Source organism: Janthinobacterium sp. DSP2-3-3 (genome assembly GCF_049897325.1).
Lineage (GTDB): Bacteria > Pseudomonadota > Gammaproteobacteria > Burkholderiales > Burkholderiaceae_D > Janthinobacterium.
On sequence record NZ_JAFCWA010000025.1, the window covers coordinates 1 to 14,624 of the forward strand.

Sequence of the window (14,624 nt, forward strand, 5' to 3'; positions counted from 1 at the left end):
GTGCTGACGTCGCCCTGTGTTGCCGTCAGGCCGATATTGGCGGCGCTGGTCTGGCTGCCGCCGATATCGAGCGTGGCGCCGGTCAGCTTGGCGCTGCCTGCCGCCAGGACCTGGCCATGCGCATCCAGCGTTTGTGTAGTGCTGATCGTCAGGTCGCCGGCCGTGCCCAGCTTGCCATCGGCCTGGATGCCCGCGCCAATCAGGCTGCTTGCGCTGCTGTCGAGTGTCTTTGCCGTCAGGCTCGTGTTGCCTTGTGCCGCGATCACGCCCGTGTTCACAATAGCGGCGCTGGCTGTGATGGATTGATTTCCGGCCGCATACAGGCTGCCGGTATTATTCAGGCTCGTCAGCGTGGCATTCAGGTTGGCGCCGGCAAACACGCTGCCCGCGGTGTTGTTCAGCTTGCCAACCTTCAAGGTCGCATCGCCAGCGACAGCCTGCAATTGCCCTTTGGTATTGTCGATATCGCCACCGCTCAATGCCAAATGACGCCCTGCCGCGACCGTGCCGTCTGTGTTGTCCAGGCTGTCCACGTTCAACTCCGCGTCGCGCACTGCCACGATGCGACCCTTGCTGTTCAGTAATACCTGGGCTTTGACCAGCGCATCGCCATTGCCCTCGATCTTGCCGCCCGTGTTATCCAGCTGGCCCGTCGTGTTGACGCTCATCAAGCCGCTGCCCGTCTGCAACAGGCTACCACTGCGATTGTCCAGACTGCCGACGTTGACGCTCAGCTGATTCGCCACCGTCGTCGCATTGCGGTGGTCCAAGGTAGCCGCCGTGATGTCGAGCTTGCCATTGCCCGTGATCTTGCCGTATTGGTTATTGAACTGGCCCGCGTTGAGGGCCAGGAGGCCGGCGCCCGCGTGTTCCAGCTTGCCATTGATATTTGTCAACACCGTCGCGTTCAAAGCCAGGTTAGCGCTGTTGACGGCGATACGGCCAGCCGTGTTGTCCAGCTTGCCCGTGGTGATGACGGTGTCGCCCGTACCCGTCTGCACGATGTCGCCGCTGGCGTTGTTCAGATTGGCGACATTCAATTGCAACTGACCGGCCACCAGCTGACCCTGGGTATTCACCAGCGACTGGGCGTTATTCGCGTTGGCGGTAATGGCCAGCAGATTGCTGGCCGAGATGATGGCTTTATTCGTCAGTACATCGCCGCTGCGCGCGGTGATGGCGATGTTCGCGGCGCCGGTCTGGCTGCCTGACAGATCAATGAAATCGCCCGTCAGCACGGCACTGCCCGCCGCCAGGTTTTGGCCGCTCGCTTGCAGCACGCCATCGGCGTTGATGGTGAGATCGCCTGCCGTGCCCAGGCTGCCATCAGCCTTCACACCCGCACCCAGCAAGCCGCTGCTGGTGACTTTGCCAGCAGTAATATTCGTGTGATTCACCGACGCAATCGAACCGCTATTGTTCAGCAATCCCGCCACCGTCAGCTGCTGGTTGCGGCCCGCATACAGCAGGCCCGCATTGTTCAAGTCTGCGCTGAGGCGCGCCGTCAGGTCCGTGCCGGCGCTCACCGTGCCCTGCTGGTTCAGCAAGGTCGCCGCATCAAGATGTAAATTGTCCGCCTGCAATATGCCTCGGGTGTTGTCGATTCCGATACCTGCCAACTGCAGCGCCTGCGTGGCGGCCATCACGCCATCCGTATTCTTCAGCGCGCCCTTGCTGACGATATCCGCCGAGGCGGCCGAGGTGATGCGGCCCTTGCTGTTGTCCAGCACGCCCGCCTGTACTTGCAGGCCGCCATTGCCGGCGATGTTGCCACGCGTATTGTCCAGCGTCTGCGCCACATCCACACGCATCTGCCCCGCTCCCGTCTGCTGCAGGGTGCCGTCGCTGTTGTCCAGCTGGCCGGCCTGCAAGGTTACCTGCTGCCCGGAAGTAACGGCATGACGATGGTCGATCGTTTCCGCCTGGATATCGACCAGGCCATTGCCTGTGATCTTGCCCCGCTCGTCATCGAAGCGCGTTGCTTCAATGTGCAAGCTGCCCGTGCCCGCGTGGTCGATGCTGCCGTCGCGGTTAGTCACCTTGTCGGCATGCAGCGCCAGGTTGGCGCTGTTGACGGCGATACGCCCGCCCGTGTTGTCCAGGGTACTGCCTTGCAATGCCGTGTCGCCATTGCCCGTCTGAATCAGGGTGCCGCCGCGGTTGTCGAGCGATCCTGTTGTCAGGTCCAGCTGCCCCGCGCTCAGGGTGCCGCGCACGTTCGACAGGGCTTGGCCGCTGCCGGCCGCCGCCACGGACAGCAAGCCGGTGGTCGTCACCAGTGCATTATCGGTGACGACATTGCCGGCGCTGGCATTCAGGGAGATCGCCGCGCCGCCCGTCTGGCTGCCGCTCAGGTCGATGGCAGTGGCGTGCATGCTGGTCTTGCCGGCCGCCAGGGTCTGGCCATGGGCGGTGATCGCTTGCGTGGCCGTCAGTTGCAACTGGCCGTTGCCGACCAGGCTGCCGTCGGCGCGGATGCCGGCGCCCAGCAAGCTGCCGGCCGTGCTGTCGATGTGGCTGGCGTCGATGCGGTTGTCGCCCTGCGCAGCGATCACGCCGCTGTTGCTGACGGCGCCGCTCACCTGCAGCGCCTGGTTACCGGCCGCATACACATTGCCGCTATTGAGCACTTCGCTGGCCCGGGTGACAAGATTGCCACCGGCAAACACGCTGCCGGCCGTATTGTTCAGCTTTGCCATGGACAGGCTGGCGTCGCCGCCCACTGCTTGGATCTGGCCGCGCGTATTGTCGACGTCGCCAGTATCGAGGCGCAGTGCCCCGCCTGCGGCCAGGGTCGCCTCGGTGTTGTTCAGCGCGCCTGTGGACAGTGCCAGGTCGCCGCTGGCGACGATGCGGCCCTTCTGGTTTTGCACGCCAGCTGCCTGCACAGTCATCGTGCCATTGCTTCCCAGCGCGCCATCCCGGTTATCCAGCCCGTCACGCACCTGCACGCCAGTTACCCCCTGGCCAGTCTGTGCCAGGCTGCCGCCCCGGTTGTCCAAGCTACCGGCATTGATACTTAATTTCGCCGCCAGCGTACGGGCATTGCGGTGGTCGACCTGCTCTCCCGTCAGCGCCAAGGCGCCATTGCTGATGATGCTGCTGCGCTGCAAGTTGATGTGCGCTGCGCCAATCTCCAGCGCGCCCGTGCCCGCATGCTGGATCTGCCCATCCTGATTACTCAGGCTGGCAGCATGCAGGCGCAAGGCGTGGCTATTCGTGGCAATGACGCCACGCGTGTTGTCCAGCGCACCCGGCAAGCTGATGGCGAGATCACTGTTGCCCAGTTGCATGATCTGGCCACCCACGTTCGACAAGTCATGCGCAGTCACGCCCAGTTGCTGGCCGATCAGCTGCGCTGCATCGCTGCGCACGGTCCGCGCCGCATCCAGCTGCAGGCGTTCACGGGCACTGACCTGCGCCCGGCTGGCGTCGAGGTCGCCGGCGCTGGCGCCCAAGCTGACGTTCCTGCCAGAAACCTGCGCCCCAGCAAGGTCCAGCTGGCGCGCCGACAGGCTGCTGTCGCCGCCCGCGACCGCCGTGCCATGCACGGCAATGGTGTCGCCGGCAGAAACGCTCAACTTGCCGCTGGCGGCCAAGGTATTGGCCAGATTCAAGCCTGCCGCAAGCACGGAACCAGCGGTGGCATCGATGCGCGCTGCCGCGCCTGTGGCTTGCACTTGGACATTGCCCTGGGCCGCAATCACACCGCTGTTGGCAATATTGCCCTGCGCCTGCACCTGGCTGTCGACGCCCGCATACACGGTACCGCTGTTGGCCACGTCGCCCGTGACGGCGATGCTGGTCTGGCTGCCGCTACCTGCCGACTGGATGTTGCCATTGTTGCTCAGCCAACCGTTCGATTGCAGCACCAGGTTGCCGGCCGTGGCCGCCATCACGCCCGCATTGCGCACGCCCAAGCCCGCTTCCGTGCCGACCAGCGTGATCTTGCCCGCATACATGCCGCCCAGTTGCGCCACGTCCAGCGCGTAGGCTGGGGCCGGCCCCACGCCAGACGCAGCGCCCGCCACGCCATGCGCCGCATCGATCTGGTTAGTTCCTGTGACCACTTTCAATTCCTGTGCCCAGATGCCACCATTGATTTGCGCAGCGCGCGCCAGGATGGCCGTGTAGTCGCTCAGCGACGTGTCCAGGCCGCGCCCGTTGATGCTGACCACGCCGCGCTGCACCATGTAGCCGTCCAGGTTGCCGCCGTTGAGGATAGGCGTGCCCGTCGTCAGCGTGACCCGGCTGGCATTGATGAAACCGCCGCCGTCAATGGCCACGCCGGCCGGATTGGCGATCACGACTTCGGCGCGCTGGCCCGCCACCTCGACATAGCCGCGCAGCTGGCTCGGGTTGGCAGAATTGACTTCGTTGAGGATGACGCGCGCACTGCCGCCTGCCAGCCAAGGGTTGCCTTGCACCCAACCGCCCGTCTGGGTCTGCACATTGCCGCGGCTATTGTTCAGGATGGCGCCATTTGCCGTCACGTCGAACTGGCTGTAGGTATTGCGCGACACGCCCGCCGCGCTTGGTGTCTGGATATTGACCTGCGTCACGCCATTCGCGCTTTGCACCACGGTCGGGCGCTGGCGGCCCGGCGCATTCGGGTCGGCCACGATCTGCCCCATGGCCGGGCCGGCCACAAAGCTCACCATGCCCAGCGCGCCAAACATCGCCAAGGCCAGCGGCCGCAACTTGCCATTCACACTTAAACTTAGCCCGCCACCGCCATCGCCTTCAAACACGCCATTCGTCAAGCTGCCCTCGCCCTTGGCCGCCTTGCCTTGCGAAGAAGCGTTTTCGGCGACGACCATCAGTTGGCCACGGCGTTTATTAAAGATGATGCGGTACAGGTTCTTGTTCATGAAATGTCCTAATGACAATCAATTAATGCGATAAGGGGAGAAGAGAACGGCTGGCGGATGGCGGCGTCTCACCTTGTTATTTTTAATAGCTGGCGTTCAGGCTGAAACCGGCCGTATGGCTGGCAGTGCGGAACAGCTCGGGCTTGCGCACGGGCCAGCCGACAAAGGCGTCGTACTGCACCCCGAGCCATTGGCCGCGCAAGCCGACGAAGCCGCCTGTCAGGCGCCGCGCGATCAGCCATTCGGCGGACGGCCCCGCCACTTCGCCATGGTCGAGCCCCGCATACGCTTCCTGGCCGCTGCTGCCCAGCGGCACGCCGACTTCATTGCGCAGCAGCCAGCCCCGTTCGGCCGACAGGCTGCTTTCGCCGTCATAGCCGCGCACGGTATAGCGCCCACCGATGGCAAAGCGGTCCTGCGGCACCAGCGGCGTGCGGTCGTGCTGCATGCGCCAGCTGGCCGAATAACGCAGCGGCTGGCCAGCCAGCGTGAACGGCGCCGACAGGGCCGCGTCGGCCAGCAGCAGACGCATGCGCGAAGTGCCTTCGCCAAACGCTTCCTCGGGCGCGGCCAGCGCATCCATCGCGCCCGTACCGCGCCGGTATTGCAGGTTGAGGTCAAAGGTGGCCTTGCCCACGAATTCACGGTGACCGATACCGATTTCCCAACCTGCCATGCGGCGGCGCTGCACTTCCACTTCCGTGTCATCGATGAAGTTTTGTGCGGCGCGCTGCCAGCCGCGCAGGGAAACCGTCGTCTTGCGCGACGCATCGCGGTACACCAGGCGTGACAGTTTTACTTCGCGATTCTGGCTGGCGCCGCTGTAGTTGTAGTCCTGATTGATGCCGGCCACGGACTGGTGGTAATGGCTGTCGCTGACCGTAAAGGCCAGCAGCCAGTAGGCGTAGGGAATCGAATAGTGGGCCACCATGCCGCCCGTGCCGCGCGGGCCATTACGGTCGCCGTCGACGTTCTGGTTCAGACTCAGGTAAAACAGGTCGTTCAAGGTCAGCCAGTGGTCATACGACAGGGTCACGCTGCCCTGCAGCTTGCCGGTCGAGCGCGAACCGCCATCGTCGAGGCCCAGCGCCAGGCGAAACGGCAAGCCCTGCTTCCACTGGATCTGCAGGTCGCTCTCGCCCGGCTTCGCGTTGCCGCCCTCGGCCGGCATGATCTGGATATCGGCTTCGGCAGTCGGCACGCGCTTGAAGTTTTCCAGCGCCTGTTCCGTATCGCGCACATTGAGCAAGTCGCCCGGCCGCGCCGGCACGGCATTCCACCAAGTGGCGCGGGGATTCGTGCCGGGCGCGAAGCCGATCTGGCGGATACGCCCCGGTATCACGCTCAAGGCCAGCGTGCCACGGCTCAAATCCTGCGGTTCGGCCAGCACGCGCGTCGTGACATAGCCGCGCGCGATGATGGCATTTTGCAGCCTTCCCATCAGTACATTGATGGCCTGCGTGCCGAGGCAGCGCCCCAGCGCAGAGTCAGGCGCTCCCAAGTCATCGCGGCCGGCGGCCGCCAGCGCCCATTGAAACTGCGCGGCGTCCTCGCCCCGCAATTCCAGGTGATTAATAGTAAAGCACGGCGATTCGCCCGTGGGCAGGCGATTGGCGGAGACGGCTGCGGGCGCCTCGAGCAGACGCACGTCGGGATTACGCTCCTGCTGCTGGCGCAAGAGGCGCTCACGTTCTTGCTGGCGGATCAATTCTTGGCTGGCATCGTCGCGCTGGCTGCTGCCAGGCGTATTGGAAGGGGGCGGTGCGATGTCGGGACGGGTCTGCGCGGACACGGCGGCACACAAGGTGCCGCTGAACAAAAATACACCGCACCATGGCGTCAAGCGCAGGTGCATATGTTGCCTTACGTAATTATTTTCTTAAGTAGATTATAAAATAATTATTTCCTCATGGCAATTTTATTTATTTCTTGAGAACTTTACTTTTTTAGTAACTATTATTTAACTATCAAATTACCACTAGTAAATAAACACACGGCCTTGTGACAGCAGAGCAGGTAATGACATCCATGCCCGCTGCCATAAAAAACCCTGTAAAAACAGGGCATTGGCTTAATGTAACGACTTGCCTGCCCCGCTTGACGCTCCAGTCGGCACTATCGGCGCGACGCTTGACGATTTTTTTGCTTGAGCCTGACGTGAGGTAAGGCTTTAGAGTGCCCTGCATCACTGTCCATTTGAAAGGATCGCATATGCATCGGCATCAACCCGCACAAGCACCCATCGATCATCCAAAAGTGCTGAAAGACGTCGATATCGCACGGCGCGCCGACCTGTTCGCCAGCTACCTGTCACCAAGCGAATTGTGTCAGGTACGTCAGCGCATGCTGGACCATGCCGGCGACTGGGAAGCGCTCATCGCGCAGGCCACGCAGCAGATGGCCGCCGGCGCGGCGCCGCATGACACTGGTATGCAGGATTTGGCGCGTCGCTGGGCCGCGCTGTTTCGCGCCTCCTATGCAGGCGATGACGCGGCGCTCGATGGAAAAGTCCGCAGCGCGTTTGGTCGCGAACCCGGACTGTCGGCAAATATCGATATCCGATTGAGCGTCTTCATGCAGCAGGCGTTGATACAGCTGCACCAGCCGCCCGCCAACCAGAATGGCGGCCGCGACGACAGCCCTAAACCGAGTGCGCGCATGACCGCCACGCTGCGGGCCGCGCACCAGTTGCTCGACATGCCGCTGATTCTGGACGACCCGCTGGCCTTGACGATCCTGGGGCCGGCCCAGGAGGCAGAGATGCGTGCCGATCCCGGCCGCCACAGCAATCCAGTTTCCAACGTGATGCGTGTCACTATGGCGGTGCGCAGCCGGCTGGCCGAGGACATCTGGCGACAAGCGCAGCGCCAAGGGGTGCGCCAGTACGTCATCTTGGGCGCCGGACTCGATACCTTCGCCTACCGCACCGGCTCGACTCCGGATGTCCATCTGTTCGAAGTCGACCTGCCGTCCATGCAGCGCTGGAAACGCGCCTGTCTGAGAACGGCTGGCATCGAGGAACCTGCCCACCTGCGCTATGTTGCGATTGATTTCAGCCAAACAACGTTGGAGCAAGAGTTGCTCGCATCGGGCTTCAATCCTGCTCTACCGGTCACCTTCTCCTGGCTGGGGGTGAGCATGTACCTGACTGAGGATGTCGTTCTGCATACTTTGCGTTACATCGCCTCCTGCGCGCCGGGCAGCGGTATCGTGTTCGACTACTTGATGCAAGCTGAATTGCTCACGCTGAGCGAGCGCACCGGCCTGGAGATGATGGCGGCGGGAGTGGCAGCGCAGGGCGAACCTCTCCAGAGCCATTTCGACCCCGAGATTTTTGAACGCCTCTTGCGCCAGTTCGGCTTCCGGCACATTGAGCATTTCGGACCGCAGTCGTTGAGCGAACGCTATTTGTCCGGCCGCAGCGACGGCCTGTGTCTGAGCAATGTGTTTCGCATGATCCGGGCAACCGTATGAACTGGCTCGAAAAGCTGCTACCGCCACGTATCAAGCGTGATGGCGTCGCACTGCGCCAGTCGATGCCGCCCGGACTGTGGATCAAATGCCCGTCCTGCGAGGCGTCCTTGTATCGCGCCGACCTGGAAACGAACCTGCATGTTTGCCCGAAATGCGAGCATCATCTGCGCATTCGAGCCAGGGCACGACTAGACGCCCTGCTAGATGCTGGTGGCCGACACGAAATCGGCCAGGAAGTGCTGCCCGTCGACAGCCTGAAATTCCAAGACAGCAGGCGCTATACCGAACGCCTGCGTGTCGCTACAGAAGCTACTGGCGAAACCGACGCGATTGTCGTCATGCGTGGTGCTATCCTGTCAGTACCGGCGGTCGTGGCCTGCTTTGAATTCGACTTCATGGGCGGTTCGATGGGGTCGGTGGTCGGCGAACGTTTTGTTCGTGGCATCCAGGCAGCCATCGAGCAGCATCTGCCGTTTATCTGCTTCACCGCCAGCGGCGGCGCACGCATGCAGGAAGGATTAATGTCGCTCCTGCAGATGGCCAAGACGACGGCCATGCTGACCCGCCTGGCGGAAAAGAAGCTCCCCTTCATCTCCGTGCTGACAGACCCCACCTCGGGTGGCGTGTCGGCTTCGTTCTGCTTCCTCGGCGACCTGGTAATTGCCGAGCCGAAGGCGCTACTCGCCTTCACCGGCGCCAGGGTGATCAAAAATACCTTGGGCGTAACTCTGCCCGATGGCTATCAGCGACCGGAGTTCCTGCTGGCGTGCGGCGCAATCGATATGATCGTGGACCGCAGGGACATGCGACCCGAACTGGCTGCGCTACTTGCCTTGCTCCTCAAACTGCCGAAGGACGCCGTGGCTTGACAGGCTAGCGCCTATATAACCGGGCCGATATCGCGCCGGCACCAGATACAGGTGCTTCGCCGTTTCGGCCTACCGCTCGCCGTCATGCGACCGTCCGCCGCCGCGTTGCAAGGCTAAAACATACCCACAAAGAACGTGCTTGGCTCTGCCATCGGTTGCTTGCGTTTGCCAGAAAAAAAACCCCTGAAATATCAGGGGCTTGGCTGTTTCATTGACCCGGCGTTACCTTACGGTGCCGGATGGGAGATTATTCCCACTCGATGGTCGCTGGCGGCTTGCCCGAGATATCGTAGACGACGCGGTTGATGCCGCGCACTTCATTGATGATGCGGTTCGACACCTTGCCCAGCAGGCTGTGCGGCAGATGCGCCCAGTGGGCCGTCATGAAGTCTTGCGTCTGCACGGCGCGCAGGGCCACCACGTATTCGTAGGTGCGGCCATCGCCCATCACGCCCACCGATTTGACGGGCAGGAATACGGCGAAGGCCTGGCTGGTGGCTTCGTACCAGTTCGCTGGCAGCGCGTCCGGATCGACGGCCTGGCCGGCAACGAATTCGTATGGCGTGTTGCGCAGTTCTTCGATGAAGATGGCGTCGGCGCGGCGCAGCAGGTCGGCGTAGTCTTTCTTGACTTCGCCGAGGATGCGCACGCCCAGGCCTGGGCCCGGGAATGGGTGGCGGTAGACCATGTCATGCGGCAAGCCCAGGGCCACGCCGAGCTTACGCACTTCGTCCTTGAACAGTTCGCGCAAGGGTTCGAGCAATTTGAGCTTCATGGTGTCCGGCAAGCCGCCCACGTTGTGGTGGCTCTTGATGGTCTGGCCTTTCTTGCCTTTACCGGCCGATTCGATGACGTCCGGGTAAATCGTGCCTTGCGCCAGCCATTTGGCGTTGACCAGCTTGCCAGACTCGACCTGGAACACTTCGACGAATTCGCGGCCGATGATCTTGCGCTTTTGCTCGGGGTCGGTGACGCCGGCCAAGTGGCCCATGAACTGCTCTTCCGCATCGACGCGGATGACTTTCACGCCCAGGTTCTTGGCGAACATGTCCATCACCATCTTGCCTTCGTCCAGGCGCAGCAGGCCGTGGTCGACAAAGACGCACGTCAGCTGGTCGCCGATGGCGCGGTGGATCAGGGCAGCGGCCACCGAGGAATCGACGCCGCCGGACAGGCCCAGGATGACGTCATCGGTGCCCACTTGCGCGCGGATTTTCTCCACCGCTTCGCTGATGTAGTCGGGCATATTCCAGTCCGATTTGCAGCCGCAAATTTCATGCACGAAACGGCCGATCATGGCCTTGCCCTGCACCGTGTGCGTCACTTCCGGGTGGAATTGCACGCCGTAGAACTGGCGCTCTTCGTCAGCCATGGCGGCGATCGGGCAGCTCGGGGTGTTGCCCATCAGCTTGAAGCCTGGCGGCATTTCCAGCACTTTGTCGCCATGGCTCATCCACACTTTCAGCATGCCGTGACCTTCGTCGGTGACGAAGTCGGCAATACCGTTGAGCAACTTGGTGTGGCTGCGGGCGCGTACTTCGGCGTAGCCGAATTCGCGCACCAGGCCGTTTTCCACCTTGCCGCCCAGTTGGGCCGCCATGGTTTGCATGCCGTAGCAGATGCCCAGTACCGGTACGCCCAGCTCGAACACGGCTTGCGGCGCGCGCGGCGAGTCGCCGTCCAGGGTGGAGTTGTGGCTGCCCGACAGGATCACGCCGGCGGCGCCATAGTTGCGCACGAATTCGTCGCTGACGTCATACGGGAAGACTTCGGAAAACACGCCGGAATCGCGCACACGGCGGGCGATCAACTGGGTGACTTGGGAACCGAAATCGAGAATGAGGATTTTAGAATGCATGATGGGGACTTTATCTGAGGTCATTACAAAACCGGCGCACTAGGCGCCGGTCTGGTCTGTCGCTAATTACTCTGAACGGTAGTTTGGCGCTTCTTTCGTGATCTGCACATCATGGACATGCGACTCGCGCATGCCGGCCGAAGTGATTTCCACGAATTCCGCCTTTTCGCGCAGTTCGTCGATGGTGGCGCAACCGCAGTAACCCATCGATTGACGCACGCCGCCCACCAACTGGAAGATGATCGCCAGCACGCTGCCTTTGTAGGCCACGCGGCCTTCGATACCTTCAGGTACGAACTTGTCGGCCTTCATGGTGGCGTCCTGGAAGTAACGATCTGCCGAACCATCGGACATCGCACCCAGCGAACCCATGCCGCGGTACGATTTGTAGCTGCGGCCCTGGTACAGGATCACTTCGCCTGGCGCTTCTTCCGTGCCGGCAAACATGGAACCCATCATCACGGTGGAAGCACCGGCTGCCAGCGCCTTCGAGATATCGCCCGAGTAGCGGATACCGCCGTCGGCGATACATGGCACACCCGTGCCTTCCAATGCTTCGGCGACATTCGAGATGGCCGTGATTTGCGGTACGCCTACACCGGCGACGATACGCGTTGTGCAGATCGAGCCAGGACCGATGCCGACCTTGACCGCATCGGCGCCGTATTCCACCAGCGCCTTGGCAGCGGCTGCGGTAGCGATATTGCCGCCAATCACTTCCACTTGCGGATACTTGGTCTTGATCCAGCGTACGCGGTCCAGGATGCCTTGCGAGTGGCCGTGGGCCGTGTCGACCACCAGCACGTCGACGCCGGCGGCGACCAGCAGGTCGATGCGCTCTTCATCCTTGGCACCGACGCCGACGGCGGCGCCGACCAGCAGCTTGCCCTGGCTGTCTTTCGACGCGAACGGGTGGGAAGTCGACTTCTGGATATCCTTGACGGTGATCAGGCCGCGCAATTCGAAGGCGTCGTTGACGACCAGCACGCGCTCGAGACGGTGCTTGTTCATCAGGCGCTTGGCTTCGGCCGTATCGGCATCTTCATTGACGACCACGAGTTTCTCGCGCGGAGTCATCTTGGCGGAGGCTTCGGCGTCGAGTTCCTTTTCAAAGCGCAAATCGCGGTTGGTGATGATGCCGACGACTTCCTTGCCCTTGACGACGGGGAAACCGCTGATGCCGTATTGTTCCGTCAGCGCGATCACGTCGCGGATTTTCATTTCTGGCGGAATCGTGATCGGATCACGCAGCACGCCAGCTTCGAAACGTTTTACGCGGGCCACTTCACGTGCCTGGTCCTTCGGATTCAAATTCTTGTGGATAATGCCGATGCCACCTTCCTGTGCCATCGCGATCGCCAGGCGTGCTTCCGTCACCGTATCCATGGCTGCGGACAGCAAGGGAATATTCAGGGTGATATTGCGGGTCAGGCGAGTTTTGAGGGACGTATCGGCGGGTAGAACGTTGGAGTAGGCTGGGACGAGCAGCACGTCATCGAATGTGAGTGCTTTTTGAAGTAGACGCATAGCATTTCCTATTGGCGCAAAAGCAGATTATACAGAAATTCTTGATTCCTGTCTTAAACATTCACAAACCTCTGTAGACATAGTAGGAATGCCATTTTCACTTCTCTCTAAATGTCTGGAAAAGTCTGGAAAAGTCTACGTTTTCGCCCAAAATTCGCCCTCGTTTTCGAGCCTATTTCGCGCAGCGCGCCGACTGCTTACTGAGGTGCCGCAACGTCCAGCGAACCCCGAAGGACAACAATAAGATAAGGCTTTTTCAAAGGACGGCAATGAGGCACAAACTTGCAGCCATCATCCTACCAGTTCTATCTGCCTGCACTATCAGATCACTGCAACGTCTCTGTGCAGGCATGCATATCGAACGCAGATGATATTGACTTTTAAACACTATTTTTTTGAATAATCACTTTACTTGTAAAATCAGCAGACAACACAGAATAATCAGGAACACGATGGCGATCACACCACTGGCAGCACTGCACCGCAAACTATTCGACGAAGCCGATGGCAGCAAGTTTGCCACGCTCAAGGACAGACTGATCAAGAAACACGGCGAAACCGACCGGCTGGCGGTACTGGAGATACTGAGCGCTTATGCGCGCGAAGGCCAGTTGCTGCACTGGCGCAGCTCACTGGTCAACTCCATCGTGGGCCTAATGCAGCCGCAGGAGATGAAAGACTTTTTTACATGGGCCGTCACAATGCCGGAGCTTGCCTACTGGGGCATCGATGGCCTAATGAAAAGCCAGGGCAAGGATGCTTACGAGACCGTGGTGGGACTCGCCAACTCTGCTACCCTGCCCCTGGTGGTGAAGTCCAAGGCCGTGAAAAGCCTGGCCGTGCTGAGCCGCCAGCCATTTGACGCCGGCTTGCCAGCCGTTCCCGACTACTGGAAAGCCGAGAGCCTGAGGCTCGATGATGTGCTTGCCTGGCAGCGCGCCGGCTACCCGGACGGCGCGGGAGTTGCGCCACCGGCCACGCATGCGTCGCTGGACGATCCACGTACGGCACTGGAAAAAGCGGCTGCAAAACTGGAGAAAAAGCTGGCGGCCGAGCGCAAGAAAGACCAGGACCTGGCCAGCCCGTCGAACTGGCTGGTCATTGCGGATAATGCCGACCTGGCAGCCATCGACCAGCGCTGGACCTTGCCTGAACAATACCAGCGCTTCCTGGCCCGCTATTCGCCGCTGCGCGTGTATATCGACAGCAAGCGGTATTTCCAGGGCCTGAATCTGTATGGCGCGGCGGGGCTGATCAAGGCGCAGCACGGGTACTCCTACAATACCGTCGACCAAGAAGTCATCGCCGACTGGCCAGCCCACTATGTGGTGATTGCCGATGCGGGCGCCGATCCGTATTGCCTGGATCTCTCCGCAATTGAAAATGGCGACGCGCCCGTCTATACGGCCGAGCACGGCGCAGGGGCATGGCGTTTTGAGCGCCATGCGGACAGCTTTGTCGAGTTCCTCAAGGAAATCGCCAAGGCTGCTTAGCGCGGCTCGCCGCCTGGCCCTATCACGGATCATCCCCACTTCACCGCCAGTCGGCCCCAGGCTGCGATCCAACTCGTCAGCCGTCGCTGCAATTTTACGCAGGCGCCGCACACCTCCCACAGCAGCGCGAGCACGTCGGGCGACGTGTTGCGTGCCTGGATTTCCTTCAGTTGCTCGATGCTGAGCGGTGCTCGAATTTTGCTCGTTGCCGGCTCTTCATCGCACGTTTCGATCGATCCATGTCAGTTCTGCCATGGATGGCTCATCCTCGATGCTGCCCAGGGCCGAGCCAGGAACGTCTTTCAGTTTGCCTTCTACAAGGGCATGCGCCCGAGCGAATACATCGCGCTACGCTGGGAATCGATCGACTGGGCAGGGTTCAACGTTCGCGTCGACGTTGCTCTCGACGGAGGCCAGGGCGATTGCATGAAGGATTAGTGGTCGGTTTGGCCGTAGGGCAAAAATATTGCTTGTAAACCTGCCAAGAAAGGCGTTTACTTTCAATATTTGGACGCGCAAATGGCAAACGAAC

At 61.3% G+C, this 14,624-nt stretch carries 8 protein-coding genes; 4 read left to right on the forward strand and 4 right to left on the reverse strand.

What is annotated here, in order from left to right:
• Positions 1-4,871 (reverse strand): filamentous hemagglutinin N-terminal domain-containing protein (locus ACP7DE_RS27655; RefSeq protein ID WP_426075116.1); only part of this gene is annotated, 4,871 nt, incomplete at its 3' end.
• 82 nt (positions 4,872-4,953) lie between these two features.
• A complete protein-coding gene (locus ACP7DE_RS27660) occupies positions 4,954-6,726 on the reverse strand; it encodes a ShlB/FhaC/HecB family hemolysin secretion/activation protein (protein ID WP_426075117.1) in 1,773 nt (590 codons plus the stop codon).
• Between the two features lie 356 nt (positions 6,727-7,082).
• On the opposite strand from ACP7DE_RS27660, the gene ACP7DE_RS27665 reads away from it, so the two are divergent.
• Positions 7,083-8,345 (forward strand): class I SAM-dependent methyltransferase, encoded by a 1,263-nt coding sequence (locus tag ACP7DE_RS27665; RefSeq protein ID WP_426075118.1) that lies wholly within the window; start codon positions 7,083-7,085, stop codon positions 8,343-8,345.
• Positions 8,342-9,214 carry an acetyl-CoA carboxylase, carboxyltransferase subunit beta gene (gene accD / locus ACP7DE_RS27670; RefSeq protein WP_426075119.1) on the forward strand — a complete coding sequence of 291 codons (873 nt, stop codon included), beginning with the start codon at positions 8,342-8,344 and terminating at the stop codon, positions 9,212-9,214. Before ACP7DE_RS27665 ends, accD begins: the two co-directional genes overlap by 4 nt.
• A 247-nt stretch (positions 9,215-9,461) precedes the next feature.
• On the opposite strand, the gene guaA is transcribed toward accD, so the two are convergent.
• Together guaA and guaB are read right to left on the reverse strand one after the other, a co-directional pair.
• Positions 9,462-11,072, reverse strand: coding sequence for a glutamine-hydrolyzing GMP synthase (gene guaA / locus ACP7DE_RS27675; RefSeq protein WP_426075120.1), 1,611 nt, complete (start codon positions 11,070-11,072; stop codon positions 9,462-9,464).
• Between the two features lie 66 nt (positions 11,073-11,138).
• Entirely contained in the window at positions 11,139-12,599 is a 1,461-nt protein-coding gene (gene guaB, locus ACP7DE_RS27680; protein ID WP_426075121.1) for an IMP dehydrogenase, read from the reverse strand.
• A gap of 452 nt (positions 12,600-13,051) precedes the next feature.
• Between guaB and ACP7DE_RS27685 the strand changes: the two genes are divergently transcribed.
• A complete protein-coding gene (locus ACP7DE_RS27685; RefSeq protein ID WP_426075123.1) occupies positions 13,052-14,092 on the forward strand; it encodes an SMI1/KNR4 family protein in 1,041 nt (346 codons plus the stop codon).
• A 147-nt stretch (positions 14,093-14,239) separates the two neighbouring features.
• Entirely contained in the window at positions 14,240-14,530 is a 291-nt protein-coding gene (locus tag ACP7DE_RS27690; RefSeq protein WP_426075124.1) for a hypothetical protein, read from the forward strand.
• Positions 14,531-14,624 lie beyond the last annotated feature (94 nt).